At 58.9% G+C, this 25,969-nt stretch carries 27 protein-coding genes; 20 read left to right on the top strand and 7 right to left on the bottom strand.

Annotation, left to right across the window (positions count from 1 at the left end; translation table 11 throughout):
- The first annotated feature begins 50 nt into the window (after window positions 1-50).
- The 9 genes from FGL65_RS13705 (at window position 51) to FGL65_RS13665 (ending at window position 6,745) form a co-directional block, all read left to right on the top strand.
- Window positions 51-938: an ABC transporter substrate-binding protein gene (locus tag FGL65_RS13705; RefSeq protein WP_250645494.1), complete on the top strand. Its 888-nt coding sequence runs from the start codon at window positions 51-53 to the stop codon at window positions 936-938.
- A 79-nt stretch (window positions 939-1,017) separates the two neighbouring features.
- The gene (locus FGL65_RS13700; protein ID WP_147821830.1) at window positions 1,018-1,719 is read left to right on the top strand and encodes an amino acid ABC transporter permease; all 702 of its coding nucleotides are present in this window, start codon (window positions 1,018-1,020) and stop codon (window positions 1,717-1,719) included.
- A gap of 12 nt (window positions 1,720-1,731) precedes the next feature.
- Complete coding sequence (locus FGL65_RS13695) at window positions 1,732-2,427, top strand: amino acid ABC transporter permease (RefSeq protein ID WP_147821828.1); 696 nt, start codon at window positions 1,732-1,734, stop codon at window positions 2,425-2,427.
- Window positions 2,428-3,093 (top strand): deoxyribose-phosphate aldolase, encoded by a 666-nt coding sequence (deoC, locus tag FGL65_RS13690; RefSeq protein ID WP_147821826.1) that lies wholly within the window; start codon window positions 2,428-2,430, stop codon window positions 3,091-3,093.
- A 6-nt stretch (window positions 3,094-3,099) separates the two neighbouring features.
- On the top strand, window positions 3,100-3,744 hold the full coding sequence (locus FGL65_RS13685) for a precorrin-8X methylmutase (RefSeq protein WP_147821824.1): 645 nt from the start codon (window positions 3,100-3,102) through the stop codon (window positions 3,742-3,744).
- Window positions 3,745-3,858: 114 nt separating this feature from the next.
- On the top strand, window positions 3,859-4,092 hold the full coding sequence (locus tag FGL65_RS13680; protein ID WP_147821822.1) for a 4Fe-4S dicluster domain-containing protein: 234 nt from the start codon (window positions 3,859-3,861) through the stop codon (window positions 4,090-4,092).
- A gap of 21 nt (window positions 4,093-4,113) precedes the next feature.
- Window positions 4,114-5,259, top strand: coding sequence for a 2-oxoacid:acceptor oxidoreductase subunit alpha (locus FGL65_RS13675; RefSeq protein WP_147821820.1), 1,146 nt, complete (start codon window positions 4,114-4,116; stop codon window positions 5,257-5,259).
- Between the two features lie 4 nt (window positions 5,260-5,263).
- Window positions 5,264-6,106, top strand: a complete 843-nt coding sequence (locus tag FGL65_RS13670; protein ID WP_147821818.1) for a 2-oxoacid:ferredoxin oxidoreductase subunit beta — start codon at window positions 5,264-5,266, stop codon at window positions 6,104-6,106.
- Window positions 6,107-6,745, top strand: a complete 639-nt coding sequence (locus tag FGL65_RS13665; RefSeq protein WP_147821816.1) for a 2-oxoacid:acceptor oxidoreductase family protein — start codon at window positions 6,107-6,109, stop codon at window positions 6,743-6,745. It abuts the gene before it with no gap.
- 41 nt (window positions 6,746-6,786) lie between these two features.
- Here FGL65_RS13665 and FGL65_RS18280 read toward each other — a convergent pair whose 3' ends face one another.
- The 4 genes from FGL65_RS18280 to FGL65_RS13650 all read right to left on the bottom strand — a co-directional run bounded on the left by FGL65_RS18280 (window position 6,787) and on the right by FGL65_RS13650 (window position 8,900).
- Complete coding sequence (locus FGL65_RS18280) at window positions 6,787-6,924, bottom strand: hypothetical protein (protein ID WP_187170392.1); 138 nt, start codon at window positions 6,922-6,924, stop codon at window positions 6,787-6,789.
- The gene (locus FGL65_RS13660) at window positions 6,921-7,238 is read right to left on the bottom strand and encodes a tetratricopeptide repeat protein (RefSeq protein ID WP_147821814.1); all 318 of its coding nucleotides are present in this window, start codon (window positions 7,236-7,238) and stop codon (window positions 6,921-6,923) included. The genes FGL65_RS18280 and FGL65_RS13660 overlap by 4 nt, the downstream gene beginning before the upstream one ends.
- A 93-nt stretch (window positions 7,239-7,331) precedes the next feature.
- Complete coding sequence (locus tag FGL65_RS13655) at window positions 7,332-7,985, bottom strand: FlgO family outer membrane protein (RefSeq protein WP_147821812.1); 654 nt, start codon at window positions 7,983-7,985, stop codon at window positions 7,332-7,334.
- Window positions 7,986-8,069: 84 nt separating this feature from the next.
- Window positions 8,070-8,900, bottom strand: a complete 831-nt coding sequence (locus tag FGL65_RS13650; RefSeq protein WP_147821810.1) for a purine-nucleoside phosphorylase — start codon at window positions 8,898-8,900, stop codon at window positions 8,070-8,072.
- Window positions 8,901-8,975: 75 nt separating this feature from the next.
- On the opposite strand from FGL65_RS13650, the gene FGL65_RS13645 reads away from it, so the two are divergent.
- The 10 genes from FGL65_RS13645 (at window position 8,976) to FGL65_RS13600 (ending at window position 17,712) form a co-directional block, all read left to right on the top strand.
- Window positions 8,976-9,725 carry a motility protein A gene (locus tag FGL65_RS13645; RefSeq protein WP_147821808.1) on the top strand — a complete coding sequence of 250 codons (750 nt, stop codon included), beginning with the start codon at window positions 8,976-8,978 and terminating at the stop codon, window positions 9,723-9,725.
- 3 nt (window positions 9,726-9,728) lie between these two features.
- Complete coding sequence (locus tag FGL65_RS13640) at window positions 9,729-10,466, top strand: flagellar motor protein MotB (protein ID WP_147821806.1); 738 nt, start codon at window positions 9,729-9,731, stop codon at window positions 10,464-10,466.
- Between the two features lie 70 nt (window positions 10,467-10,536).
- Window positions 10,537-10,923 carry a PilZ domain-containing protein gene (locus FGL65_RS13635; protein WP_147821804.1) on the top strand — a complete coding sequence of 129 codons (387 nt, stop codon included), beginning with the start codon at window positions 10,537-10,539 and terminating at the stop codon, window positions 10,921-10,923.
- An 8-nt stretch (window positions 10,924-10,931) separates the two neighbouring features.
- Window positions 10,932-12,350, top strand: a complete 1,419-nt coding sequence (locus tag FGL65_RS13630; protein WP_147821802.1) for a biotin carboxylase N-terminal domain-containing protein — start codon at window positions 10,932-10,934, stop codon at window positions 12,348-12,350.
- 3 nt (window positions 12,351-12,353) lie between these two features.
- On the top strand, window positions 12,354-14,627 hold the full coding sequence (locus tag FGL65_RS13625; RefSeq protein ID WP_147821800.1) for a carboxyl transferase domain-containing protein: 2,274 nt from the start codon (window positions 12,354-12,356) through the stop codon (window positions 14,625-14,627).
- Between the two features lie 42 nt (window positions 14,628-14,669).
- Window positions 14,670-15,317 (top strand): biotin/lipoyl attachment domain-containing protein, encoded by a 648-nt coding sequence (locus FGL65_RS13620; protein WP_147821798.1) that lies wholly within the window; start codon window positions 14,670-14,672, stop codon window positions 15,315-15,317.
- 5 nt (window positions 15,318-15,322) lie between these two features.
- Complete coding sequence (locus FGL65_RS13615; protein WP_147821796.1) at window positions 15,323-15,667, top strand: hypothetical protein; 345 nt, start codon at window positions 15,323-15,325, stop codon at window positions 15,665-15,667.
- Window positions 15,668-15,709: 42 nt separating this feature from the next.
- Window positions 15,710-16,243: a single-stranded DNA-binding protein gene (locus FGL65_RS13610; RefSeq protein ID WP_147821794.1), complete on the top strand. Its 534-nt coding sequence runs from the start codon at window positions 15,710-15,712 to the stop codon at window positions 16,241-16,243.
- Window positions 16,244-16,638: 395 nt separating this feature from the next.
- Complete coding sequence (locus tag FGL65_RS13605) at window positions 16,639-17,307, top strand: hypothetical protein (protein WP_147821792.1); 669 nt, start codon at window positions 16,639-16,641, stop codon at window positions 17,305-17,307.
- A gap of 87 nt (window positions 17,308-17,394) precedes the next feature.
- Window positions 17,395-17,712 (top strand): hypothetical protein, encoded by a 318-nt coding sequence (locus FGL65_RS13600; protein WP_147821790.1) that lies wholly within the window; start codon window positions 17,395-17,397, stop codon window positions 17,710-17,712.
- Here FGL65_RS13600 and FGL65_RS13595 read toward each other — a convergent pair.
- A complete protein-coding gene (locus tag FGL65_RS13595; RefSeq protein WP_147821788.1) occupies window positions 17,691-20,135 on the bottom strand; it encodes a S9 family peptidase in 2,445 nt (814 codons plus the stop codon). The two genes, FGL65_RS13600 and FGL65_RS13595, sit on opposite strands and share 22 nt — an antisense overlap.
- 386 nt (window positions 20,136-20,521) lie before the next feature.
- Here FGL65_RS13595 and FGL65_RS13590 point away from each other — a divergent pair, with 386 nt between their 5' ends.
- Window positions 20,522-22,600 carry a TonB-dependent receptor gene (locus FGL65_RS13590; protein WP_147821786.1) on the top strand — a complete coding sequence of 693 codons (2,079 nt, stop codon included), beginning with the start codon at window positions 20,522-20,524 and terminating at the stop codon, window positions 22,598-22,600.
- 72 nt (window positions 22,601-22,672) lie between these two features.
- Here FGL65_RS13590 and FGL65_RS13585 read toward each other — a convergent pair whose 3' ends face one another.
- Both FGL65_RS13585 and FGL65_RS13580 read right to left on the bottom strand, forming a co-directional pair.
- Window positions 22,673-23,632, bottom strand: a complete 960-nt coding sequence (locus tag FGL65_RS13585) for a helix-turn-helix transcriptional regulator (protein WP_147821784.1) — start codon at window positions 23,630-23,632, stop codon at window positions 22,673-22,675.
- Between the two features lie 153 nt (window positions 23,633-23,785).
- The gene (locus FGL65_RS13580) at window positions 23,786-25,945 is read right to left on the bottom strand and encodes a GAF domain-containing hybrid sensor histidine kinase/response regulator (RefSeq protein ID WP_147821782.1); all 2,160 of its coding nucleotides are present in this window, start codon (window positions 25,943-25,945) and stop codon (window positions 23,786-23,788) included.
- Between the last annotated feature and the right edge of the window lie 24 nt (window positions 25,946-25,969).

The raw sequence follows: 25,969 nt of genomic DNA, 5'->3' as shown, positions 1-25,969 counted from the left end.
GATTCCGCTCGAAGCGGATAAATGAAACAACAATCTGAGGAGGTTGTAACATGCTGAAGACGTTCACCAAACCGTTGGTGTTGCTGGTGGCGGCCATTGCGCTGATGGCGTTTATGGGCTGCTCCCAGGCTCCCGAACAAACCGGCCAGAAAGCCGAGCAGGCCGCCCCGGCCGACCAGGCCGCAGCCAAGGACCGCCTCGAGGCCGTCAAGGAAAAGGGCGTGCTCACCGTGGGCGTCAAGGACGCCGTGGTGCCGTTCGGGTATGTGGACGAAGCCACCAACCAGATCATCGGTTTCGATGTGGACGTCTGCAAGTATCTTGCTGACGAACTGGGCGTGAAGCTCGACGTCAAGGCTGTTACTTCCGCCACCCGTATCCCCATGGTCGCCCAGGGCTCCATCGACGTGGCCGCCGCAACCATGACCCACAAGATCGCCCGTGACGACGTCATCGACTTCTCCATCACCTACTTCATGGATGGCCAGAAGATCCTCGTCGCCAAGGACGGCGGCATCACCTCCGTCGATGATCTGGCCGGCAAGAAGGTGGGCACCGCCAAGGGTTCCACCTCCGAAAAGAACATCAAGGCCGCCCAGCCCGAGTGCACCGTGCTCTCCTTCGAGGGTTACCCGCAGGCCTTCCTGGCCCTGAAGCAGGGCAAGGTCGCCGCCGTGACCACCGACTCCACCATCCTGCTGGGCCTCAAGAACTCCGACGAAAACCCGGACAACTGGGTCATCGCCGGCGATTACATCTCCGCAGAACCCTATGGCCTGGGTCTGCCCGAAAACGAATCCAACTTCCGCGATTTCGTCAACGCCACCCTCATGAAGATGTGGCGCAACGGCGACTACGAGAAGATCTACAACAAGTGGTTCGGCCAGGACACCAAGTACTACCTGCCCCTGACCTGGCAGATGGAACTGTGGCCGTAAGCCGTGCGCCGCGCTCGTAGCAAAGTGAATAAACGGGGCGCGCTTTCGGGCGCGCCCCTCAAACGGAACGGATCGGATTTTGAATTATCAGTTTGATTGGCAACTCGTTCTGTCTGGGGAATATGCGGACTGGCTGGTGAGCGGCTTCGTTACGACGCTCAAGATCTCGGCTGTCTCGCTCCTGCTGGCCATGCTGCTCGGCACGGCCGTGGCCGTCATGCGCATGACCAAGTTCAAGCCGCTGGAATGGTTCGGCCTGGCGTTCACGGAATTCTTCCGCAACACGCCGCTGCTCGTGCAGATCTATTTCTGGTATTACGGCTCCAACCAGGTGCTGCCTGATTTCGTCAACAAGTGGCTCTATGCCCATGATTTCGAGTTTGCCGCGGGCGTTATCGCCCTGACCGTCTATACCTCGGCCTTCATTGCCGAGGAGATCCGATCCGGCATCTACAGCATTCCCAAGAACCAGCTGGAGGCGTCCCGGGCGGGCGGCCTGTCCTTTGTCCAGGCCTACCGTTTCGTGATCCTGCCCCAGGCGTTCCGGATCATCATTCCGCCGCTCATTTCCCAATCCCTGAACCTGATCAAGAACTCGTCCCTGGTCATGGTCATCGGTGTCATGGACATCTTCTACATGGCGAGACAGATCGAATCCTACAGCTTCCACGGTTTCGAGGCCTTTACCGTGGCCACCCTGATCTATCTGTCCATTTCGCTTGTGGTGTCGTTGTGCATCAACCTCTACAACAAGCATTTCCTGAGACAAATCTCGTACTAGTGGGAGCTCGCCATGCGTTTTGATCCGGTTATAAACAACTTTGATTATTTCCTCTGGGGGGCGTTCCCGCAAGGCCCCCTGGGCGGTCTGGCCATGACCATCCTGCTGGCCGCCATCTCCATATTCCTGGCCTTCTGGGTCGGCCTTTTGTTCGGCCTGATGCGCAACAGCAAGAACAAGATCATCCGCTATGCGGCCTTGGTCTATATCGAGATTGTTCGCGGGACCCCGCTGCTTCTGCTTATTTTCTGGTTCTACTTCCTTGCCCCGGTCATCGTGGGCTATTCCGTGCCCGAGCTCCAGACCACGGTGGTGGCCCTGGTGGTATTCACAGGTGCTTACATTGCCGAGATCGTGCGCGCGGGCATCGAGGCCCTGCCAAAGGGGCAGATGGAGGCGGCGCGCGGTTCCGGGTTGTCCCATTTCCAGGCCATGCGCCTGGTGATCCTGCCGCAGTCCCTGCGCAACATGATCCCGTCTTTCGTGAACCAGTTCGTGTCCCTGACCAAGGACACCTCGCTGGCGTCCACCATCGGCGTGCTGGAGCTGACGCGCTGCGCCGAGCAGGTCAGCAACCGCACCCTGAACGCCCCCATGGAGATCTACCTGACCATTCTGGTCATGTACTTCCTGATCTGTTATGTATTGACCTCGTACAGTCGCCGTCTGGAAAGGCAGCTGTCGCGTTATCAGGCAAGGGACAGGTAGATGACCAGGAACCAGTCGGAGTTCGCCCATAAGATCGAGTACGCGCTGCTGCGGCCCGAGGCCACGGCGGCGGACGTGGACACGGTCTGTTCCCAGGCCGTGCGCCTGGGGTGTTACGGTGTCGTGGTCAATCCCGTTCACATCAAGCTGGCCACCTGGTTGCTCAAGAACGAATCTCCCATTCCCATCTGCGCCGTGGGGTACCCCACGGGAGCGACCCTGCCGCAGGTCAAGTCCTTCGAGGCGGGCGAGGCGGTCAAGCTCGGCGCGCGGGAAATAAACATGGTGCTCGGTTTGGCCGCATTCCTGGCCGACGACCACAAGACGGTGATCCAGACCATTCAGGGCGTGATCACCGCCACCAGCGACAAGGTGCCGGTGAAGGTCATTGTGGAGGCCGGGTTGCTCACCCCCGAGCAGGTCGCCTTGGCCGGAAAGCTCTGTGTGGAGGCCGGGGCCCGGTACGTGGTCACTTCCACGGGCTACGGCTGGGGCCAGGCCATGGTTTCCCATGTGCGCCTTCTGCGCGAGGCCGTGGGCGAGAGCCTGGGCATTGTGGCCTGCGGCGGCATCCGTGGCTACAAGGACGCCGTGTCCATGATCGAAGCCGGGGCCGACCGTATCGGCTCCTCGGCCGCACCGGCCATCTTGGGCGCATCTTTTTAAAAATACATGACAGACGAAATCACCATCCTCCAGGTCCGGCCCGAAGCCATCGAGGCCGAATCTTTTCGCATCATCGACTCCGAAGTCCCCGAGCCGCGCCCCTTCAAGGGCATCCAGTGGGAGATCGTGCGCCGCATGATCCACACCACGGCCGATTTCGAGATGCTCGATATCGTGCGTTTCGGACCCGACGCCGTGGACTCCGGGTTGGCGGCCCTGAGATCGGGCCGTACCATTGTCACGGATACGGAAATGGCCCGCCGCGGCATTCCCGTCCGGCGCATGGACCCTCTCGGCTGCGAGGTCCGCTGCCTCATGAACGACGAACGGGTCGCCGAGCTGGCCCGGACCCGTGGAACCACGCGCGCCCTGGCCGCCGTGGACGTTGCTGTGGAAGGTATGGATCCGGCCGTCTGGGTCATCGGCAATGCGCCCACCGCGCTCATCCGTCTGGTGGAGCACATCCGGGCGGGACGCGTCAGTCCCTCCCTGGTGGTGGGCATGCCCGTGGGCTTCGTCAACGCCGCCGAATCCAAGGATCTGCTCATGCAGCTCGAAATCCCTTTTATCTCCATAAAGGGAAGAAAAGGCGGCTCACCCCTGGCCGCTTGCGTCATAAATGCGCTCGCCGACGTTGTTCTCAGAACATAATTCATCAGGAAAAGTCCCATAACGCTTGCTTTACGCACCTCGTAGTGCTAGGGCCGGAACAATATGTAACGGTTACCTGGCAGTAACGTTTAACATTCCATTTGGAACGAGGTTATGGCCAAAATAAGCAAGGGAAAAAGTAAAGTTACAGTCTACCCGGACTGGTGTAAGGGCTGTGGCGTGTGCGTCGAGTTCTGTCCGAAAAAGGTGCTGGAGCTGGACGAGCATGGGAAGAGTAGTGTTGTTCGTGAAGAAGACTGTATCCATTGTGGTTTCTGCGAGCTTCATTGCCCGGACTTCGCCATCGTGGTTACCGACAAAGAAACTGGGGAGCCCAACAACTCCTAAGAAGCGAGGAATCGCAAGCTCATGGCAAGACCCAAGAAACACAAGGAAATTTTCGCCCAAGGCAACGAAGCGGTTGTCGAGGGCGCATTGATGGCCGGATGCTCGTTTTACGGAGGTTATCCCATCACGCCGTCGTCCGAGATCATGGAGATCATGGCCAACCGCCTGCCCCTGACCAAAGACGGCGTTTTTATTCAGCTTGAGGATGAGATCGCTTCCATGGGCGCCGTGGTGGGCGCTTCCCTGGCCGGGAGAAAGGCCATGACCGCCACTTCGGGCCCCGGTTTTTCTCTGAAGCAGGAAAACCTGGGGTATGCCTGCATGGCCGAAGCGCCGCTGGTGCTCGTCAACGTCATGCGCGGCGGACCCAGTACCGGCCTGCCCACGAGCCCGGCCCAGGGCGATGTGCAGCAGGCCCGCTGGGGAACCCACGGGGACCATCCCATCATCGTGTTGTCCGCCTCGGACGTGCAGGAATGTCTGGAGATGACCATCACGGCCTTCAACCTGGCCGAAAAATACCGCACCCCGGTCATCCTGCTCCTGGACGAAATCACGGCCCATACCCGGGAAAAGATCAAGATTCCCCATCCCCACGAGTACGAGGTGGTTTCCCGCATCGTGCCGACCATGCCGCCCGAATGGTACAAGCCCTTCGAGGAAACCGTGCGCGGCGTGGCCCCCATGCCGCCCATCGGCTCGGGCTACCGCTTCCATGTCACGGGCCTGACCCACGATGTGAACGGATTCCCCACCTCCCGTCCCGACGAGGTGGTGGACCACATGGAACGCCTGCACCGCAAGATCGACCAGTTCTTCTACGACATCCAGATCGTGGAGGAACGCCAGACCGAGGACGCGGAAGTTGTGGTCGTCGCCTACGGCAGCGTGGCCCGTTCCGCGGAGTTCGCCATCCAGCAGGCCCGCGAGGCCGGGGTCAAGGCCGGGCTTTTGAAGCTCAAGACCCTGTTCCCGTACCCGCGCAGGGCCACGGAGAAGATCCTCGGCCAGGCCAAGCGCCTGATCGTTCCCGAGATGAACATGGGGCAGATGTCCCGCGAAGTGAAGCGCGTCAACTGTGGCCGGGCCTCGGTCCGCACCATCAATCGCTTTGACGGGCAGATCATCACCCCGTCCGAAATCCTCAAGGTCATCATGCAGGGGTAGCGCCATGACAGTAACAGGCAATGAAATCATTCATCAGTACCTGAGGCACAACAAGAAATTCCCGCATGTGCTCTGTGCGGGGTGCGGGCACGGCATCGTGCTCGGAACCCTGATCCGCAGCGTGCATCAGCTTCAGATTCCCAAGGACGACGTGGTCATCGTGGCGGGTATCGGCTGTTCCGGCAGGCTGGCCGTGTACGTGGACTTCAACACGGTCCATACCACCCACGGACGCGCCCTGACCTTTGCCACGGGCATCAAGATGGCCAATCCCAAGCTCAACGTCATCTGCATCATGGGCGACGGCGACGCCCTGTCTATCGGTGGCAACCACATGATCCATGCGGCCCGCCGCAATATCGGGGTCACCGCCCTGGTGCTGAACAACAACATCTACGGCATGACCGGCGGCCAGAGCTCTCCGGCCACGCCCGCGGGCTCCGTGTCCATGACCGCTCCCTTCGGTCAGCTGGAAAAGAGCTTCGACACCGTGGAATTGGCAAAGGGCGCCGGCGCCAATTTCGTGGCCCGGGGCACGGTATTCCATGTGCGCAAGCTGGAAAAGCTCATGGTCACGGCCATTGAGCGCCCCGGCTTCAACATGCTGGAGATCATCACCCCCTGCCACACCCAGTTCGGACGCAAGAACAAGTACAAGACCCCTGTGGACATGTACAAATGGCTCAAGTCCAACGCCATGGACATTGAGCGCTACAACGAAATCGAAGAGGGAAAGCGGGGCGACAAGTTCCCCATCGGCACCTTCATTGAACGCGATCAACCCGGCCTGGAAGAGCGCTACTACAAGCTCAAGGCGGACCTGCGAAAGGCCAGGAAGGAAGGATAGATGAAACAGTCCATCGAACTCGATCGGTTTGAAATCCGTTTTTCCGGCCTCGGCGGCCAGGGCATCATCACCCTGGGCCGGGTCATGGGAGCAGGACTGGCCCTGGGGCACTCCTTCAACGTGACCCAGACCCAGAGCTACGGGCCCGAGGCGCGCGGCGGCTCCAGCCGGTGCGACCTGGTGGTCAGCTCCAAGCGTATCAGCTTTCCCAAGGCCGAGAACCTGGACCTGCTGGTGGCCCTGTCCCAGGAGGCCTGCAACGCGTATTATCCGTACCTGAAGCCGGGCGGGGTGCTTGTGCTGGAATCCGACATGGTTGCCCAGCCGCCCACCAACCATTTCCTTGCCCTGCCGTTTACTCGCATGGCAAAGGAGAAGGTTGGCATTCCCCAGGCCATGAACACCATCGTCCTCGGGGCGCTTACATATCTGCTGCCGTTCACCCGGCAGAACGTCATGCGCAAGAGCATGGAGGAATCCCTGCCCGAGAAGATCCGGGCCGTGAACGTGAAGGCCTTCAACCTGGGATACCGGGAGGCCAGAAGGGCCTTTGGCGATACGCCGCCCGCCTGGGAGGAAATGGCTGCCGAGGTGGAACGGGCCGAAAAGAAATCCAAGGCCGCTCCAAAGAAGAAATAGCCGACCAAAGCAAAGGGACCGTCATCTGACGGTCCCTTTTTTTATGCTTGCGCCTGTTGTGTCGGCCTGTGCTTGTCCCTGACCTGGGCGGATGCCGGTTTTGCGCTGCTGAAGGCCGAGAAGGCCCGCTTGGTGAACTGCCTGCTCCATTTGGAGGAAAGGGATGGGGTGGTGGTCATGCTGCAATGTCTCCTCTGTTTGCCTTGTCCATGTTCGAGGCGATGCGCTTGTAAAGCTGGTTGTCCTCGCCCAGCTCCTCGCGGACGCAGTGAAGTGCGCGTTCGAAGTGCGACTGGGCCTTGTTCTGCTGGCCGGCCATGAAGGTCGCCAGGCCGAGGCTGTTGTGTATCTTGGCCTCGTTGAGGCTGGTCTTGAAGCAGTGCGCCTTGTCCAGGGCCTGCGAAAGCAGAAATATTGCGTTGGCCGTGTTGCCGTCGGCCAGGGCCTTCATTCCTTCCCGATTGAGTATGCCGAGTTCTCTTGCAGGTGACATGGATTTCCCTCCGTCGTTTCGGGAACAATATCGATATTGAAAATCAAAATCAATTGAAAGATGAAAAAAAGTTCGCGGCGGGAGCAAATGCGGTTAGAAATGGTTACGTACAGCGGGTTGCAGGCCGCCCGGCTGCTTGAGCTGGGGGAGGAGTTCCCGCACGTTGTCGTTGATGGGCAGGGTCCAACTGGCGCTGGAAATGACCACGCTGTCTTCCAGACGGATGAGCTTGGCGTTCATATAGATGATCGTGTCGCCGATGTAGTAGGTGCCGGTGAGCATGGACGGGCGGGGAGGGAGTTCCTTTTTCTGTGAGAACCAGGAACCGTCGGTGGCGTTGTCCTCGGGTATGGGCTCGGGTTCTGGGAGCGGCTGCAGAGGCCTGGGCGCGCCGTCCGTGATCAGCAGATCGCGCTGCGCCAGGCGGGTGGCCACCTGGTTGGCGACGACTCTGCCGAAGCGGGCCGTATCGTCCGGGTTGTCCTCGTTGGTGAAGTTGCGCACGTACACGGGGGAGCCCTTGGGAAGTTCGTCGCCCTGGTTTACGTTCCGGTAAAGATCGTCCGCGGCATCGCTGTTGAGCTCGATGATGGGCGTGTCGTCCTCGGTGTACACGGGGCCGGATTTGGGTTCCCGGTCGAACATGAATTCATACGTATCCTTGGCGCTTTCCTTGATGGTGGAGCAGCCGGCCAGCACAAAGGCGGCCAGAAGGACGGCGGTCAGGAGGAGGGCGTATCGTTTCATGCTTTCATCCCATGTCATGTGTTCATTCGTCAGCAGGATACCATGGGGCGGATTTCGCATCCACCCCACAGCATCATCGGCTGACTAGCCAATATTCTTTAGGATTTCCAGCACGAGGGGGATCATGTCGGCCGAGGCCTTGTCCGCCTGCTCCAGGACTTCCTCGTGGGTGACCTCCTGGATGCAGTCGGGCAGGTTCTTGTTGGTCAGGCAGGAGATCCCCAGCACGCGCATGCCCATGTGGTGCGCGACAATGGCTTCGGGCACGGTGGACATGCCCACGGCGTCGGCTCCCATGGCGCGGTACATGCGGGTTTCCGCCGGGGTTTCCAGGGTCGGGCCCATGACCGCCAGATAGGTGCCCACCTCCATGCGGATGCTCAGCTTCAGAGCGCACTGCATGGCCAGTTCGCGCAGGCCACGGTCATAGACGCAGCTCATGTCCGGGAAGCGTTCGCCCCATTCCTCGAAATTTTCGCCGCGCAGTGGGCTGTGGCCGACCATGAAGTTGATGTGGTCGCTGATGAGCATGGGCGTTCCCACGTTGAAGGCCGGGTTGACCGCCCCGGCCGCGTTGGTCAGCAGCAGGGTGCGCACTCCGCATTCGTACAGGGCGCGGATGGCCGTGGTGATCTCGCGGGCGCTGAATCCTTCGTAGAGGTGGACGCGGCCGGCCATGGCGATGACCGGAGTGCCCTGCAGGGTGCCCTGGATGAACTTGCCGGCATGCCCCTTTACGGAAGAGACCGGCAGCCCTGGAACGTCGTCATAGGGAAGCTCGACGCGATCCTGAATGTCGTCCGCCAGCCCCCCCAGGCCGCTTCCGGTAACCATGGCTACGGTTCCCGCTTGTATTTTGTTCAACTTTTCCTGTATATACGAAGCAGTGTGTTTAACAGATTCATAATAGTTCATAATCGACTCCTTTGATCACGGCTGTTGCCGTGGCCGGAATTAACGGGTTGTTATTAGCTTAAGGTGTGGTAATTTATGGATATTGCGACTCTACTCGGTTTGGTTGTAGGTCTCTCTCTGGTGGTCGGCGCCATCATCCTGGGTGGCGCTATCGATATTTTCGTCAATATCCCCGGTATGATGATCGTCATAGGCGGCACCCTTGCCGCAATCATGGTCGCATTTCCGTTTGAAGAGGTCATACAGGCCTTTGTCGCTGCTTTCAAGATGTTCCAGCAAAGAAAGACCAAGGCCCGCGACGTGGTCAACATCATGGTCAAGGTTGCGGAGATCAGCCGCCGCGAAGGTCTGCTGGCCCTGGAAAACGTGCAGACCGAAAACATGGTGCTCAAGAAATCCTGCCAGCTCATTGCGGACAACGCGGATTCCCAGCTCATCCACGCCACCCTGGCCATCGAGATCAACGGTCTGCGCCGCCGCCATCAGGTGGGGCAGGACGTGTTCAAGCGGTTGGCGGCCTTGGCCCCGGCCTTCGGGATGATGGGGACGCTCATCGGTCTGGTGCAGATGCTTTCCAGGCTCAACGACCCCAAGGCCATCGGCCCGGCCATGGCAGTGGCCCTGCTGACCACCTTCTACGGTTCGGCCATGTCCACGCTCATCTTCATTCCCATCGCGGCCAAGCTGCGTGCCCGGACCCTGCAGGAACAGCTCAACCTGGAGATCATCTTCGAAGGCGCGAAATCCATTCTGGAAAACAACAACCCGCGTCTGGTGTATGAAAAGCTGTCCTCCTTCCTGTCACCTTCCGAACGAGGAGACTAGCACATGTCCGACGATTTGTTGATCCGGCCTCCGCGAGAGGAGGAGGAAGATGGGCAGGAGTGGCTGACCACCTTTGCGGACCTCTCCATGCTGCTGCTGGTCTTTTTCGTGCTTCTCTATTCCATGTCCACCATTGATACCGAGAAGTTTTCCAAGACCTTTTCCTCGGTGACCCAGGCCATCAGCGGCAAGCTCCGGGAAATTTCCACCAGCCGTATCAGTCGCGAGGAAGCGGGGGTGCTCATCGACCAGGCCCTCATGCGCCGCCAGATCGTGGAATCGCAGCGCAAGGTCTTTGCCGAGGTCAAGACCCTGCAGACCAAGAAGGGCGTGGAAGGCGTGGTGAGCGCCAACTTCGAGGACGGCGTCATCACCCTGAGGGTGCCCGGCGATGTCCTGTTCCTGCCTGGTCAGGTGGAATTGACCGACAGGGGCAAACAGGTCATTCTCGTGCTGCGCAACTTTTTCATTCAGCACCCGGATCAGCAGATCAAGGTGCTCGGCTATACCGACAACACACAGCCTTCCGGCAAGGGCAGGTTCAAGGACAACTGGGAAATCTCGGCCATGCGTGCGGTCAACGTGTTGCGCCAGCTTCTCAGGATGGGAATCAAGTCAACCCGGTTGACCGCGACCGGGCTGGCAGATATGAACCCCATCTATCCGAACACCTCGCCGGAATCACGCGCAAAGAACCGCCGGGTCGAATTCGTCCTTGAGAAGCGAGTCACCGGGCAATAGGAACCGTTGCCCAGGGAGTGGGGGCCTTGGGGTGTTTTAACCATTACAGCTCATGTATTGGGGGACGCCTATGAATTTAGAGATAAACATACCCAACGAGGACGACCGCCAGCGGCAGGCCTTCCGGACCAAGGTGCCCGGCTTCAACGCCCGCTTCGAAGGTTTTTCCGGCGAGTTTTCGGTCAAGGACCTGAGCGCCACCGGGTTTGCCATCACCGATGACGCCGGTGTCTTCAAGGAAGGCGTGGACCTTCTGGCCACGCTCATGCTCAAGGAAAAGGTCTTTCTGGGCAAGGTGCAGGTCAAGGTCATGCGCGTGGTGGGAAACGGCATCGTGGGCATGAATTTCCAGAACATTGATCGCAGGCAGCAGATCAAGTTGGACAAGCTGGTCCTGGAAGTGCAGAAACGGCTTATCGCTCTCAAGAAGGCGAAGCGCGCCGAGCAGGACGATTAGGCTTTGATGTGAGCGAAAAACACAGGATTCTCATTGCCAACCGCGGCGAGATCGCCATGCGCATCATGAAGGCGTGTGCGGAGCTCGGCCATGAATTCGTCTGCCTGCGCACGGACGCGGACAGGGATTCGGGCCATGTGGATCTCGCCCGCGAAATGGGCGGCGATTCCTGCGTCTACAACATCAGCAACTACCTGGACGCCAACGAGATATTCGCGGTGGCGGATCAGTCCCAGGCCACGGCCGTGCACCCCGGCTACGGATTTTTCGCCGAGGATTTCCGTTTTGCCCGGCGCACCACTTCCCGGGACCGCCCCATGGTCTTCATCGGCCCGTCCTGGTGGGTCATCCGCGAGCTGGGCGACAAGATCAACACCAAGCGCATCGCCCGCAGTCTCGGCGTTCCCACCATCCCCGGTTCGGACCGCCCGGTTTACAACGAGATGGAGGCCGAGACCATCGCCCGCAACTTGTTCGACTTCCAGGCCGCCCAGGGCATCCGGGACGGCATGGTCCTGGTCAAGGCCTCGGCCGGGGGCGGCGGCATGGGCATCGAGGAGGTGCAGGATCTGGAGCAGTTCCGCTCCGTGTTCCGGCGCATCCGCAACTACGCCAAACGGAATTTCAATGACGAGGGTGTGCTTATCGAGCAGCGCATCTTCGACTTCAACCATCTGGAAGTGCAGGTCGTTTCCCAGCGGGGCGGCAAGAGACACGTGCATTTCGGCACCCGCAACTGCTCGGTACAGAGCACGGGCAAGCAGAAGCGCCTCGAGGTGGCCCCGGGTTTTGCGCCCGGCGACATCCCCTATGCCTTTGACGCCACCCGGGTGCTGGACGACATCACTCGCCATTCCCTGGCCATGGCCGGGGAGGTGGGCTACGACAACGTGGGCACCTGGGAGTGGATCGTGACGCCCAAGGGCGAACCCTTCCTCATGGAGGTCAATACCCGCATCCAGGTGGAAAACGGCGTTTCCGCCGTCATTTCCCGGGTCCGTGGCGAAAACGGCGTGAACATTATCAAGGAACAGATCCGGCTCGGCCTGGGCGGCGAGCTCAATTACGGCCAGAACGATATTTCCTTTGACGGCGTGGGCATCGAGTACCGTATCATCGCCGAAAATCCGGCCGCGGGCTTTTCCCCCTGCGCCGGAAAGATCTCCGGAATTGGCTGGAAGGCGGAGCCCTGGCTGGAGCTTTCCACCCAGGTTCCCCGGGACCGCGCTTACGAGATTCCCATGGAATACGACCCCAACCTGGCCTTGGCCATTGTCTGGGGCGAGAGCCTGGAGCAGGCCCGGGAGCGCGGCCTGCGGTTCCTCGATTCCCTGGTGCTGGAGGGCGAGTGCAACGGCAGCGTCGCCGAGTTTCACACCAATATCGCCTTTCTCCGGGAACGCACCGCAAACATTTTGGAATTCTAGGCCATGGACAGCGACAAGAGAATACAGGCCCTCAGGGACCGCCTGACATACATCGGGGATATCTTCGGCGCCAAGCGGGTGGATACGCTGGAGCTGCTGGCCGCCAAGTTCGATGAATTTCTCGACCGGCTGCCCGGCATGGACATCAAGGCGCGCAGCCGGGAGTTCCAGCAGATAGAGGACCTGTTCTCCTTTGTGGAGCGCAAGCTGGAGGCGGAACTCACGCCCATGGACAGGGTCCGCATCGTCCGTCATCCGCAGCGCATCTGTCTCAAGGACATTCTGGAAAACGTCTACGACAACTACACCGAGATCGGCGGTCGGGGAGAGTTCAACATCGACCCCAGCATGCTTATTGCCCGGGCCAACATCACCCGGCGCGTGGGCAACAAGGTCATCAACCAGCCGGTCATGGTCATCGGCCAGGAAAAGGGGCATGGCGAGGAATTCCGCAACGGCGGTTCGGTCAAGCCCTGGGGAAATGCCAAGGCACTGCACTACATGAAGGTCGCCGAAACCGAGAACATTCCCATCCATACCTATGTTTCCACGCCGGGTTCCTATCCCATCGAGGACTACCCCGGAGCGGCCCAGCAGATCGCGCGCAACCTCTACGAGATGGCCGCGCTGCGCGTGCCGGTCATCGCCGTTTTTTCCGAGGGCGGTTCCGGCGGGGCCGAGGCCGTGGGGCTGGCCGACCGCAGGCTGATGTTCTCCCACGGTTATTATTCGGTCATCTCGCCCGAAGGGGCCGCCGCCATCGAGGGACGACTGCGCGGGGGGAACCGCGCCAGCTCCGAACTGGTGGAAAAATGCGCGGCCCAGCTCGGCATCACTGCCGAGGACAACCTCCGGAACGGCTATATCGATCGCGTCATTCACGAGCCCGCCTTGGGTGCACGGCCCGAGCATTACGAATTTTACAAGGACCTGCGGCGCGAGGTCATTCAGGCCACCAACGAGGTGGTCTCCAGCGTCAAGTCCATGAAGCTCTTCCGGGCCATGGCCCTCAAGAGCCGCAGGCGCAAGGCCGGGGCGCTGGACCCGGAGAGCATCTATGTGCGCTGGAGCCTGAGCAACCGCGCCCGGGGCCGGTTGCTGGAAAAACGGTTTGAGCGTTTCCGTTCCATGTCCCATCACGCCTACCACGACGGCCGCTCCCTGGTGGAGCGGTTCCGCAGCGGGCTGGAGCCCCTTGGGTGGGCCGTGCATTCCCTGTTCAGCGACGGGCTCAGGCGGCCCAAGCGGCATGTGGAAGATTTCATGGAGGAGATGCGGGCCGAGGCGCATCTGGTGCGCGAAAAGGTGGTCCGCCCGGTCAAGGGCACCCTGGAGCGCCTGAACGTGGTCAAGAAGTCCTCCGCCAGGGTGGAGGAAAAGACCCGCGAGGAATTGACGCGGCTGTCCTGCCCCGAGGAGGGGGCCTGCATCATCGAGGATTCCTGGGTCTGGCTGAGTCCTCGTTCCCAGGAGGACAAGGCCGTTTCCTGCCCCAACGCGCGCACCCACGGCTGCCAGGATCTCTGGGCACCGGATCTCTTTTCCGAGTTCGCCGGGGTCTGCACCAGCTGCGGCCATCATTTCCCCATGGAATACGAGTGGTATTTCTACAACGTGTTCAACTATCTGCAGGCCACCGAGTTCAACGCGGACATCGAGTCCGGCAACCCGTTGAATTACGAAGCCTTCGAGCTCAAGGTGGACCAGGCCAAGAAACGGACCGGCCGCAAGAGCGCCTGCGTGACCTTCGAGACGGATATCGAGGGCGTGCGGGTGGTGGTGGCCAGTCTGATCGCGCCGTTCCGGGGGGGCACCGTGGGCGCTGCCGAGGGGGAAAAATTCATTTTGGCGGCCGAGCGGGCGCGGCAGAAGCATTATCCGTTCATCGCCTATGTGCACGGCACGGCGGGCATCCGCATCCAGGAGGGCGTCAACGGCGTGATCCAGATGCCGCGCTGCACCCTGGCCGTGCGCCGTTACATCGATGCCGGGGGCCTGTACCTGGTGGTTTACGACACCAATTCCTACGCAGGCCCGGTGGCAAGTTTCCTGGGATGCTCGCCGTATCAGTTCGCGGTGCGCTCCTCCAACATCGGCTTTGCCGGTCCGGGCGTTATAGCCGAAACCACCGGCATGGTGGTCCCGCCCAAATATCACAAGGCATATCAGGCACTTTCGCGCGGTCATATCCAGGGCATCTGGGACCGCCGCGAGGTCCGGAAAAACCTGCACCAGGCGCTCTTGACCATGGGTGGCAGGAACCTCTATTATCGCTAGCTGCACCGGCGTTGCCTCATAAACAACCCTAGGGGAATAACATTGCTGAATATCAAGGAATTGCTTGAAGATATAAAAGCCAACCCGTACAAGGAAATCGTCATCAAGTCGCCGCATACCGGCACCATAGAGTTCGCGGACATCAACCCCGGCGACAAGGTCCGGGGCCGTGGCGGCAGTTACAATGAAAAGCCCGGCACCCTGCTGGCCAACCTGACCCGCGAAAAGAACAAGAAACCCATCGCCGCCCCGGAAAAGGGCGAGGTGGTCAATGTTCGCACCGAGCTGGAAGGAAAGTTCGTGGAGGCCGGTGAGGAACTGCTTACCATCCGCCACTTCCTGACCCGCAAGGAAGTCATCGAGTTGATCCTGAAAAAGGCGCTGCATCTTTTCCGCGCCCCGGAACGCGCCAAGTACTACTTCGTTCCTGAAGTGGACCAGAAGCTCAAGGTTTCGGGCAAGCGTTCGGTCAAGGTGCACGACGGCATGGAAATGCTCATCGTCTCCCGCATGAAGCGCGAGACCCCGCTGGCCTACACCGGCCCGGAAGGCATCATCTATTCGGTCTATTTTACCCGCGGCGACAATGTGGACGCGGGCGAACCCCTGCTCGGCATCTGCCCCGAGGACCAGCTCACCGTCATTCAGGACGTGGTGGCCCGGGTTCAGAGCGAGTGGGACGAGGAATAGCTTGCATGGGCAGGATTCTCCAGATACGGGTCAGTGCATCGACCTTTGACGAAAAGGACGTGGAGAAGGCCTGGCCCGCATTGAACAAGCTGGTCTGGGAAAAAGGGGAGTTCATGAACCCCGCGCGGGGCGTCATGGAACTGGCCCATGCGGCCTTCACAGCCGTGGATGCGGCCCTGCTGCCCCCGGAACAGGCCGATACATTGGAAGAGGGCGCTCGCCGCGCCGAGGATATTCGGCGCAGGATGGAAACGGCGCTCGGCGAATGGGACGCCAGGACGGCGGACAAGCTGAGCTATGAACTGGAAGACGCCCTGGATGAACTGGAACAAACCGCAAAGGGATTGTGATCGCACCGTGCGGTCTCGAGTCCACGCAGGAGGATTGATAATATGGCAGGCAGCCTGAACAAGGTAATTCTGATCGGCAGGATCGGGCAGGACCCGAAAGTTTCTTACACCTCGTCCGGACAGGCCGTGACCAACTTCAGCGTGGCGACTGACGAAGGATACCGCGACAAGAACACGGGCCAGCGCGTGGAGCGCACCGAGTGGCATCGTGTGGTGGCCTGGCGTCAGGCCGCAGAATTCGTGGCCAACTACCTCGGCAAGGGCCGTCTGGTCATGGTCGAGGGCAAGCTGCAGACCCGCAAGTGGCAGGACCAGAACGGCGCTGAGCGTTACACCACCGAGATCGTGGCCGACCGTGTCCAGGGCCTGGATCGCGCCCAGGAAGGCGCTGGCGCTCCGCAGCAGGGTGGATACCAGCAGAACAACTACCAGCAGCAGGGCGGCCAAGGCGGCCAGGGCGGTTATCAGCCCCAGCCCCAGGGCGGCTACAACCAGGGCGCTCCGCAGCAGCAGGAAGAAGACCTTGGTCCGGCATTTCCGTCCGAGGCCTCCGGAATGGACGACGTTCCGTTCTGAGGTACTGTGTTTTACTCTTGTCCAGTTGGGGGGAGCAGAATCTTCTGTTAATCTTGATCTGGTCAAGGTCTTTTGAGATCTAGAGGGTGGTATTAGCCGCCCTCTTTTTTTGCCCAGTCGCTGAGAAGTGTATCGTGTAATTTGTTATCCAGTTCTCTTTAGTATTTGTTGGATGACTGGAAGAGTTATGAGTGAGAGCCATAGTGATGTTTTCGTGCCCGACGTTAGTTATATATAACTTCACTCTGTGGGAAGACAAGGACGGCTTGTGCCTCAAGCCCGATGAATGGAATTGCGGGAAGCAATTGAAGATTGTTGATGACGTAGCATCTTTTGGCGGTGGGAATAAGGATGTTGAAACAATAATTAATGTTTAATTTTAGTCGTGCGGTATTATGCTAAAAGATAAGTATATTCAATTGATAATGTTGGTGGCTGTATTTAGTTTTATTTCGCAAAGTGCAAATGCACAAGCATTGAATGAAAGCTATATGGATTATGTAGAAAAATCGTTAAGCGAAAGTGATAAAGTTATTCGTTGGGAAAAAGATATAATTATTTCAATCCAAGGTGAGTGTAGTCATCAATATGTTGAAAAAATAAAATTTTATTTAGGCAAATATGATAAATATATTAAATATAATATTAAAATTACATCTGATCCAATGGAGAGTAATGTTGTTGTTGTATGTGGTAATCCTGGAATTGATGTATTCAATCCAGATTTAATAAAAGTATGGAAAGATCGGAATGAGAGTGAAATGCAATATTTTAATCGTGTTAAGAAAGGAATTAAGAGTCGGTGTAGAATTAGAAGATTGGAGAAGGATGATATTGGAGTTTTAATAGTGTTGTGTGAAAATGACATAGATAAGGCTGATAATGTAGCTAGAATAATCATTAATCCATATGGAAGTCAATTTTACTTTGTAAATGAAGATGATCAGTATTTTATACATTTTATTAAATCATTATATAAAATTAAAGATGTAAAATTTGTAAAAAAAACTGATGTAGTCAATATAATATATAATTATTTTAAAAATGATACAATGAGAAAATGAAGAGCAGATTGGCATTGAATATTTATATAATAAGTATAACCTTGGACTATGTAATAATGTGGCTATTGGAAATCTTGCGGCACTCAAGTGAAGATAATTGTCCATGATGGTAATAGGATATATAGATATGGAACAGAAATATCAACTAACATTAATTTGCCAATTGAAGCAATAGAACTTATTAGTGTGTCTAGCTATAGATATTTTTCTAAAGTTCAGTATAATATTGATATAGGTGGTGAAAAGATAGAGCTGCATGTAGCTGGGGTGGAGGTGACTGGTATAGATTTATATTTTGGTTGGGAAGTGTTTGATTTTGCGGCACTTACTGGATATTACAATTGTAGCGATTATGTTTCGGGGAATGGGGCAATTCGAATATTTTATTCCTTTTCCGGGGCGTAGGCCTCGGTTTCCCCTTTGAGGTGGATGTCGAGCCACCGTTTCATTTCCCATATCATGTGCATGATGGATTCCTTGCCGTAGTAGGAGTGCCCCTCGTGGGGGAGCATTACCAGCCGGGCGGTCTTTCCCAGCCCCACCAGGGCCTGATAGAGCCGTTCGGATTGCTCGGGAAAGGTCCCGGCGTTCTGGTCGTGTTCGCCGTGGATGAGCAGGACCGGGTTCTTCATTCCCGAAACGTAAAAGAACGGGGACATCTTCTTGTAGAGATCCGGCTCGGTCCAGAAGGTGCGGTGCTCTCTCTGGAACCCGAAGGGGGTCAGGGAGCGGTTGTAGGCTCCGCTCCTGGCAATGCCCGCAGCGAACAGGCGCGTGTGGGCCAGCAGGTTCGCCGTGGAGAATGCGCCATAGGAATGCCCGCCCACCGCGATTTTGTCCGGGGCGGCAACCCCGATGCGCACCAGTTCGTCCACTGCGGCCTGGGCGTCCATGCTCAGCTGGTCCAGGAAGGTGTCGTTGGGCAGGGCCCTCTCGGATCCGATGATGGGCATGGTCGGGCTGTCCAGCAGGGCGTAGCCCATGAGCGGCCAGAACATCCTGGATGTGCGGCCCAGGCGCATGAAGGATTTGGATGTGTGGACTGCCTTTTCCGCAGCGTCCCGGTTGGCGTATTCCCGGGGGTAGATCCAGACGAGCACGGGCAGTGTCCCGTTGTCCGTCTCATAGCCAGGCGGCAGGTATAGGTCGCCCGCCAGCCTGACGCCGTCCAGTCTCTGATACTCCAGGTGCTCTTTGCGCACGTTCAGCAGCTCCGGCACCGGGGGGACGAAGCTTGTGACGCGAGCGACCTCGGTGTTGTCCCTCTTGCGGATAAAATAGTTCGGCGGGGAGGTGAACGACTCGCTGAGTACCAGCCAGGTCTCGCCCTTCTTGTCCATGGGCTGGATGGGGGATTCCTTGGCGTTCGGATTTCCCAGCCAGACCAGTTCCTTCACCCCGGTTTCCAGGTCCAGGGAAAAGAGGACATTCCTTTCCCAGGTCAGGGACGTGTCGCGTTCCGTGAGGTAGATCTTCTCTTCGTCCGGGGACAGCCTGTACTGCTTGAACGGGCCGTGCTCGCTGAGGATCATGGGGTGCAGCTGCCGCTTGTTGAACTGCTTCCATCCGGTGGCGTTGTCCTGCGGAGCGGGGTTCTCCCCGGCGGACTTCACAATCCAGGCGCTGGTGGTGCCGTTGCCCGGGGCGGTCCCGGTGGCGACGATGAAATCTTCCCTGCCCCAGTACAGGGCCCTGAACCGGTCGGGCATGGCGAGCCTGGAGGCCGGTTCCGCGTCGAAGGGTTCCTTCAGTGAAAGGATCTCATCCCTGATGGACGCATCCTTTTTCCGGCCGCCTGCATCCCGGGATTCGACCCACCACAGTTCCGCGTCTTCTGCCGGATTCCAGGCGCTGTAACGCGCGCCCTTCCTCACCCCCCAGGGCGCGGTGGGAATATTGGAGGCCAGGTGCAGGTCGTCCACCAGCCGCACGGTCCTTCCTTCCGCGAGTTCGACGATCTCGACGCTGTACGGGAACCTGCCCACCGGGAACGTGTAGGAGTAGGGCCGGTGAATGGTTTCGGTCAGGAGATATTTCCCGTCGGGGGAGGGGCTGATCGACTTGAACAAGCCCGGCGAGCCGATGTCCCTGTATTCTCCGTTCAGTTTGATCTCCGAAATCCGGGAGGTGGCCAGATATTCGAAGAGCAGGATGTCGTAGCCGCTTTGCAGCAGGTGCTGATAGGTCCTGGCCGGTGTGGCGGTCCCGACCGAGTCCCGAACCTTTGGCCCGAACTTGTGCTTGGACATTTCCGGCTGGGAGGTGCGTTCCTCGGGAACCGTCAGCGCCAGGAGCGACCTGCCGTCGGGGCTCCAGACGTAGGGCGTCCCCAGGATGTCATTGAGACGCAGTTCCGACAGCCGAGTGGCCTCAAGGGAACCCAGGTCCGCCACCCACAGTTCCAGGCCGGTTTCCCGGTAGACGGTCATGGCAATGTGCTTTCCGTTGGGAGCCCAGGAAATGTGGGCCAGACGGCTTCCTTCGGGGAGGTTCGTGACCTGCCTTTTTTCGCCGTCATCCAGGTCATAGACTCCCAGGGATCTGGCCAGGTTCAATGGCCGCCGGGAATTGCTCTTGGTGTCGATGAGGATGCCCGCCAGCCCCACGGTGGGGCGGGTCAGTTCTTCCACCGAAAAAAGCTCGCCGTAATGGATGAGCAACAGGTTTTCCCCGTCCGGGCTGGGAACGCCTTTCGGTTGTTCCGGAACGTTTATGATTTTTCTGACCAGGTCGGGCATGGTCTGGTAATCGGAAATATTCGCGGCGCACGGGGCCGCCAGAAGGAGGGCGGCCGCCGCAGCAAGGAGAGTGGAGAATATCTTGTTCATATGTGTAGGTATGTGTGGCCTTGTCCTGTGAATCCAACGCAGGGCGTTCCCATGTCGTGCCGGGGCGTTCCGGATGAACGGGGATTCATGAGGCAGACGCAACCATGGTTTCAAGCTCGTTTTTTGATGTTGTCTGCGGGCAATGCAGAGATGGGCACAGCATGCCTCGCATAAGTACGTAACTATTCTCGGGAGTCAACCATGAGAACAAAACTGCACTTTGGAACAAATGTCCGTTATTATCATCCGGGTCCCGTCTGAAGGGAGGGGTGCCCGGTTGGAAAGTTACGCAAATGAAAGGATGGATTCACCACATGCAAGAATGAGATTGAAAGTCATTATACAAAGCTCCCCGAACATAATCTGTCTGTCATTGGGGAGTTTACATGAAAAGAATCAGTGGTTTTTTGGCGTTGCTCGCCGCAGTGATGCTGTTGTCACCGGTGTGCGGGTATGCGGAGGAGAAAAAGGAAGTTACGATTGAAACCATGACCGTGACCGCCCAGAAGACCGGCCAGGACATTCAGGACGTGCCGGTGGGCGTGAGCGCCTTTTCCGACGTGGACCTGGACGAGCACGGCATCGGCGGGTTCCACGATCTCATCGACCAGGTGCCCAACCTGTTCATCCGCAAGAACAGCGCGGACAACGCCATCGTCATTCGCGGCATTTCCTCGTTCGCGGGGTCGCTCTATTCCACGGCGGGATTTTACGTGGACGGGGTCAACTATCCCATCCACCAGATGCAGGACATGGACTTCATGGATATCGAGCGCGTGGAGGTGCTCAAGGGGCCGCAGGGAACCCTGTACGGCCGCAACTCGCAGGCCGGGGTGGTCAACATCATCACCAAGCAGCCCGGCAACGAATTCTCGGCCAAGGCTTTCACGGATATCGGCATGTGGGACGCCAACGGTGGCAAGCTCATCTTCAAGGAGGGCTTTTCCGCCAACCTGCCGCTGGTGGACGAGAAGCTGAGCATGCGCATCAGCGCCCAGAAGGAGGATTCGAACGGGTGGATGCGAAATGTCTACAAGGATACGGACGCCAAGGAGACCGATCATCTGAGCGGCCGCATGACCACCCGTTGGACCCCCAGCGATGACCTGGGCATTTCCTTTATGGTGGAGGGCCGCAAGAAACACGACGGCCTGGGCGTTTACCGCTATACGGACGGCCCGTACGCCACCAAGCGCAATGAGCTGGCCTGGAACGGCGGCAACCGAAACACCGTGGAGGCCAACGCCCAGATGCTCAAGGTGGAGTATGCGGGTGAAATGTTCGACATCACCTCGGTGACCGGCAGGCACAGCTACACCCAGGATTTCATCAACGACATGGACCTGTCCACGCAGAATTTCGGCCCTGGTTTCGAGGATTCCTATGGTTCCTACGACATCGGCGTCTGGAGCGAGGAACTCCGGTTTGCCTCCAAGGAGGAAAAGGGCCGGGCCATCGACTGGCTGGCCGGCGTCTACGGGTACGTGGAGGATGCGGACACGGTCTATTACGGCTACGGCCTGCACGACACCGAGCAGGACAACTGGGGAGCGGCCGCATTTGGCCAGGGCACCTGGAACATTACCCCGGCTTGGCACTTCACCCTGGGCAGCCGGCTGGATTATGTACGGCTTGAGGGGAAAAAGGACCTGGACCTGAGCTCTGTCGGGGGCGGCACCTCGGTGCTGGAGGGCAAGATCCATTCAACGGAGTTCCTGCCCAGCGCCAGCCTGGCCTATGACCTGAGCGACGACGTCATGACCTATGTGCGCGTCAGCCGCGGGTATCTGGCGGGCGGGTTCGACTACTCCACATCCACCACGCAAGAGCAGTTCATGTTTAAGCCCGAGTACAGCTGGAACTACGAGCTGGGGCTCAAGTCCACCCTGCTGGACAGGAAGCTGACCGCCAATCTGGCCACCTTCTACATCGACATCACGGACAAGCAGGTGGCCCAGTTGGAGCCCACCATTCCCAATCCGGAAAACCGGCGCATCGTCAACGCTGCCAGGGCCGAGTCCTACGGCGCCGAACTGGAAATGCAGTACAAACCCGTGCAGGCCCTGTTGCTGACCAGCTCTCTCGGCTACCTGAACAGCCGGTTGCGGGACTGGACCACCGTGGACGATCCCTTTGACTATGACGGCAAGAAGACGCCCGGATCCCCGGACTGGACCTATTCGGTCGGCGGCACCTACCGCTGGGAAAGCGGCTTTTTCGCCGGAGTGGACGTGACCGGGGTCAGCTCCTTCTACACCGACCCCAAGAACACCTCCAAGGTGGACGGCCGGACATTGGTCAACCCGAGGGTGGGCTACGAAGGCGACAACTTCGATGTGGTGCTCTGGGCCAAGAACGTTTTTGACGAGGAATACAACGAGAACGAATGGAGCTGGGGCGGCAGCACCCTGGTGCAGCAGGGCGCGCCCCGGTCTTTCGGGCTCAAGACCACCTGCTATTTTTAACAGCAAAGGGAGCCGTGTTCGAACATGGTTCCCTTTTTCATTTTCGGTCTTTCGGGCGCGGGGATTTTGGGGCTATTTAAGGTGTTCGGCCCGGTACTGTTTGGGCTGCAAGCCATAGTGCCCGGTAAAGGCCCGGGAGAGGTGGCTCGGGCTGGAAAATCCGCATTCATATGCCACCTCGGCCACTGTGCGCCTGCCGTCCTCCAGCATGCGCCGGGCACACTCCAGCCGTTCGAGCCGCAGCAGCCCGAAGACCGTGTTGCCGAAAAGGGTCCTGAACGATTTGTTGAGCCGGGCATGGGTCAGGCCCACCTTTCTGGCCAGTTCCTGCAGGCCCGGCGGGGAAACAATGTCTTCCATCAGCAGGGCATGGGCGCGCATGGTCGCCCGGTATTCGAACTCGGGCAGGGTTCTGGTGCGGGCAATGGCCCCGTCCAGCAGGCTCAATTGGGTGTAGACCAGCTCCAGTGCCTTGTACTCCATGAAAAATCGCTTGAGTGAACCGGTGAGCTGGCATTCCAGGATCTGGGTGACCGTCACCTGCAAGGGCAGGGGCAGGGCTGTTTCGCTGAAAAAGGCCTCGGGATCCGGCCCGGAAAGCAGGGCGCGCAGCCGGGGGCAGACGCTTTGTCCGGATTCATGCACCAGCCTGCACAGGGTGTCCGGGTGTATCTGCAGCCCCACCGCCTTCAGGGGCTGGCCCGCGTCCGTAATGGAGGTCCCCCTGGTCCAGGGCAGATGGGAAACGGTGTAGGTGTCCGGGGTGGTTGCGGCGCACAGCCGCTTGCCGTGCTTGTCGGTGATGCTCAGGCGCGTGCTTCCGGAAACGCAGTACATGAATTCCATGGGAGCGGTGGCCACCTTGAAGTCGAATTCCAGTGGGCTGGGCAGGGAAGGCCGGTTCTGTACCAGCAGTTTGATGCCGGTGCGCACCTGATATTCTTCCCACAGGATCTGTTCCTCGTTTTCGGGTAGCCAGGCGGGCGACGTGCAGGTTGCTTCCCGCCAGTTGTGGACATTGATGGTGACCATGTTCTTCCCTCCATGAAGGAAGGGCTATAGTATGTGGGTGTTGAAAATGCAAGTCATTATCAAATCAGGAAAAAGCAGATTGTCTATATATGACAATTGGTTATTTGGTGCAGGCTTTTCGAGGCTTTGTGAAACCAAGCGGGTTGAGCGTTTTCATTGCTCGGGGGGCTGGATGCAGCGCATTTGGTTGGCGATGGTGATGAGAAGGGCGTCCATGTCCACGGGCTTGGCCAGGTAGTCGGTGAAACCGGCGCGCAGGATGGCTTCCCGGTCTCCGCGCATGGCATGGGCCGTGAGCGCCACCACGGGGATCTCCCTGTTGATCTCCCCGGCCTGTCCCTGCCTGATGGCAATGACCGCCTCCATCCCGTCCATGGTAGGCATCTGGATGTCCATGACCACGCAGTCGTAGTCGTTGGTCTTCAACTCCTCCAGCACCATTTTGCCGTCGTTGACGCAGGTGATGGTGTGCCCCGCCTTTTCCAGGAAGCGGCTGGCGGCCAGGCGGTTGATGGGATTATCCTCGGCCAGGAGGATGGTGTATTGCTTGGAAACCCGGAAGGCGGGCATGATGCAGGCCTCTCCCGCCTGGGCGGGGGCGATGCCCTGCTTGACCCGTACGTCGAAGCGCACCGAGGTTCCCTTGTAGACCGTGCTGCTGATGGATACCGTGCCGTGCATGAGCTCCACCAGCCGTTTGACGATGTTCAGGCCCAGGCCCGTTCCGCCGAAGCGGCGCGTGCGGACGCCTTCCACCTGGGTGAAGGGTTCGAAGATGGCGTCGAGCTTGTTTTTGGGAATGCCGATCCCCGTATCCGTCACCGTGATGTTGAGCTGGATGGACTCGTCGTCCTCGGGGCAGGGCTGGGCGAACGCCTCCACCTCTATGCTGCCCTTCTTGGTGAACTTCACGGCATTGCCGATGAGGTTGAACAGGATCTGGCGGATGCGGCCCGCGTCGCCCAGAAGCCATTCGGGCGTGCCGAATTCTATCCCCCAGTTGAGAGTGATGTGCTTGCCCTGCAACTGCTGGTTGAAGATGTTGGCAATGGAGCTGAGCATTCTGGAGAGCTGGAAATTGTAGGGTTCGATCTCCATGCGCCCGGCCTCGATCTTGGAGAGGTCCAGAATGTCGTTGATGATTTCCAGCAGGCTCTTCCCTGCGGTTTCCGCGTTCTGGATGTATTCGAGCTGCTCTTCGGTCAGGGGGGTGCAGGTCAGGAGCTGGAGCATGGACAGCACGCCGTTGAGCGGGGTGCGGATCTCATGGCTCATGTTGGCCAGGAATTCGGACTTGGCCCGGCTGGATTCCTCGGCCCTGGAGGTGAGCCTGCGCAGGTCCTTTTCAATGCTGTGGCGCTTGAGGGCCGCCCCCAGGATGCCCGCCGCTGCCTGCAGCGCGTCCAGCTCGGCCGGGGTCCACCGGCGTTCGGAACGGCATTCGTCAAAGCCCATGAAGCCCCACCATGTCTCTTCCGTGTAGATGGGCACCGCTGCGATCGAGATGATGCCCTGCGCCTCGAGGGCCTTTCGCTCCTCAGGCGGGGCTTCGGCGACATTTCCGGCAACCGGCTGCCGGTTCAAAAAAAACGTGCGCCAGCGCCCGGCGCCGGCTTCCTCGTAGCTCACGTTGGTGATGCCCGGATTTTCGATTTCCGACGGAACCCCCGGAGCGGTCCATTCCAGCAGGTGGTTCATGCGTTCGGAGCCGTCCGGAGCGTAGCTGTTCCTGAAGACATAGACCCTGCTGACGTTGGTGGCCTGGCCCAGGAGGCGCAAAAGATCGGGCAGGTGGTTGCGCCAGTCGCCTTCGGCCAGGAAGCGTTCCGAGGCCCAGCTGACGGCTTTCAGGATGGCGTCCCGCTTGAGTTGGGCTATTTCGGCCAGCTTGCGTTCGGTGATGTCCGTGGCGATCTCCATGCGCACCACCCGGCCGTCGGTCCAGCGGATGGCCCTGTCCTGGAGAAAGTACCAGCGGCCGTTGTGGGTGTTTTGGAATTCCCAGGTATAGACGCCCGTGGGGTCGCCTTGGGCGTCCACGATCTTGTCGTTGGTGCAGAACGGGCAGGGGCCGTCCTGGTCCTGCTGCATGACCTTCCAGCATTTCCGGCCCAGAACGGTATTGTCCACTCCCACGTCCCGCATGCCCTTGCGGTTGATGAACAGGATTTCGTGGGTCAGGATGTCCGTGACGTAGACCACCGCATCCAGACTGTCGAGCACGGTGAAAAGCTGCCGAAAACTTTCTTCCGGGCTGCAGGCCTCAAGGGCGGTGAGTCTGTTGGCGTGCTGCATGAGGGCAGTCCGTCCCATGGGTTGCGGGATCCGATTTTTTCA

Origin of the sequence: Salidesulfovibrio onnuriiensis, from assembly GCF_008001235.1 — a bacterium.
Classification (GTDB): domain Bacteria; phylum Desulfobacterota; class Desulfovibrionia; order Desulfovibrionales; family Desulfovibrionaceae; genus Pseudodesulfovibrio; species Pseudodesulfovibrio onnuriiensis.
The sequence above is the reverse complement of the archived record's forward strand: the minus strand, read 5'-3'. Positions and strand labels throughout refer to the sequence as shown.

Excerpts from the sequence above, each read along its gene's own strand:
- FGL65_RS13705 (WP_250645494.1), top strand. The coding sequence starts at position 51 with ATGCTGAAGACGTTCACCAAACCGTTGGTGTTGCTGGTGGCGGCCATT.
- FGL65_RS13695 (WP_147821828.1), top strand. The coding sequence starts at position 1,732 with ATGCGTTTTGATCCGGTTATAAACAACTTTGATTATTTCCTCTGGGGG.
- deoC (WP_147821826.1), top strand. The coding sequence starts at position 2,428 with ATGACCAGGAACCAGTCGGAGTTCGCCCATAAGATCGAGTACGCGCTG.
- FGL65_RS13685 (WP_147821824.1), top strand. The coding sequence starts at position 3,100 with ATGACAGACGAAATCACCATCCTCCAGGTCCGGCCCGAAGCCATCGAG.
- FGL65_RS13680 (WP_147821822.1), top strand. The coding sequence starts at position 3,859 with ATGGCCAAAATAAGCAAGGGAAAAAGTAAAGTTACAGTCTACCCGGAC.
- FGL65_RS13675 (WP_147821820.1), top strand. The coding sequence starts at position 4,114 with ATGGCAAGACCCAAGAAACACAAGGAAATTTTCGCCCAAGGCAACGAA.
- FGL65_RS13670 (WP_147821818.1), top strand. The coding sequence starts at position 5,264 with ATGACAGTAACAGGCAATGAAATCATTCATCAGTACCTGAGGCACAAC.
- FGL65_RS13665 (WP_147821816.1), top strand. The coding sequence starts at position 6,107 with ATGAAACAGTCCATCGAACTCGATCGGTTTGAAATCCGTTTTTCCGGC.
- FGL65_RS18280 (WP_187170392.1), bottom strand. The coding sequence starts at position 6,924 with ATGACCACCACCCCATCCCTTTCCTCCAAATGGAGCAGGCAGTTCACC.
- FGL65_RS13660 (WP_147821814.1), bottom strand. The coding sequence starts at position 7,238 with ATGTCACCTGCAAGAGAACTCGGCATACTCAATCGGGAAGGAATGAAG.
- FGL65_RS13655 (WP_147821812.1), bottom strand. The coding sequence starts at position 7,985 with ATGAAACGATACGCCCTCCTCCTGACCGCCGTCCTTCTGGCCGCCTTT.
- FGL65_RS13650 (WP_147821810.1), bottom strand. The coding sequence starts at position 8,900 with ATGAACTATTATGAATCTGTTAAACACACTGCTTCGTATATACAGGAA.
- FGL65_RS13645 (WP_147821808.1), top strand. The coding sequence starts at position 8,976 with ATGGATATTGCGACTCTACTCGGTTTGGTTGTAGGTCTCTCTCTGGTG.
- FGL65_RS13640 (WP_147821806.1), top strand. The coding sequence starts at position 9,729 with ATGTCCGACGATTTGTTGATCCGGCCTCCGCGAGAGGAGGAGGAAGAT.
- FGL65_RS13635 (WP_147821804.1), top strand. The coding sequence starts at position 10,537 with ATGAATTTAGAGATAAACATACCCAACGAGGACGACCGCCAGCGGCAG.
- FGL65_RS13625 (WP_147821800.1), top strand. The coding sequence starts at position 12,354 with ATGGACAGCGACAAGAGAATACAGGCCCTCAGGGACCGCCTGACATAC.
- FGL65_RS13615 (WP_147821796.1), top strand. The coding sequence starts at position 15,323 with ATGGGCAGGATTCTCCAGATACGGGTCAGTGCATCGACCTTTGACGAA.
- FGL65_RS13610 (WP_147821794.1), top strand. The coding sequence starts at position 15,710 with ATGGCAGGCAGCCTGAACAAGGTAATTCTGATCGGCAGGATCGGGCAG.
- FGL65_RS13605 (WP_147821792.1), top strand. The coding sequence starts at position 16,639 with ATGCTAAAAGATAAGTATATTCAATTGATAATGTTGGTGGCTGTATTT.
- FGL65_RS13595 (WP_147821788.1), bottom strand. The coding sequence starts at position 20,135 with ATGAACAAGATATTCTCCACTCTCCTTGCTGCGGCGGCCGCCCTCCTT.
- FGL65_RS13590 (WP_147821786.1), top strand. The coding sequence starts at position 20,522 with ATGAAAAGAATCAGTGGTTTTTTGGCGTTGCTCGCCGCAGTGATGCTG.
- FGL65_RS13585 (WP_147821784.1), bottom strand. The coding sequence starts at position 23,632 with ATGGTCACCATCAATGTCCACAACTGGCGGGAAGCAACCTGCACGTCG.
- FGL65_RS13580 (WP_147821782.1), bottom strand. The coding sequence starts at position 25,945 with ATGGGACGGACTGCCCTCATGCAGCACGCCAACAGACTCACCGCCCTT.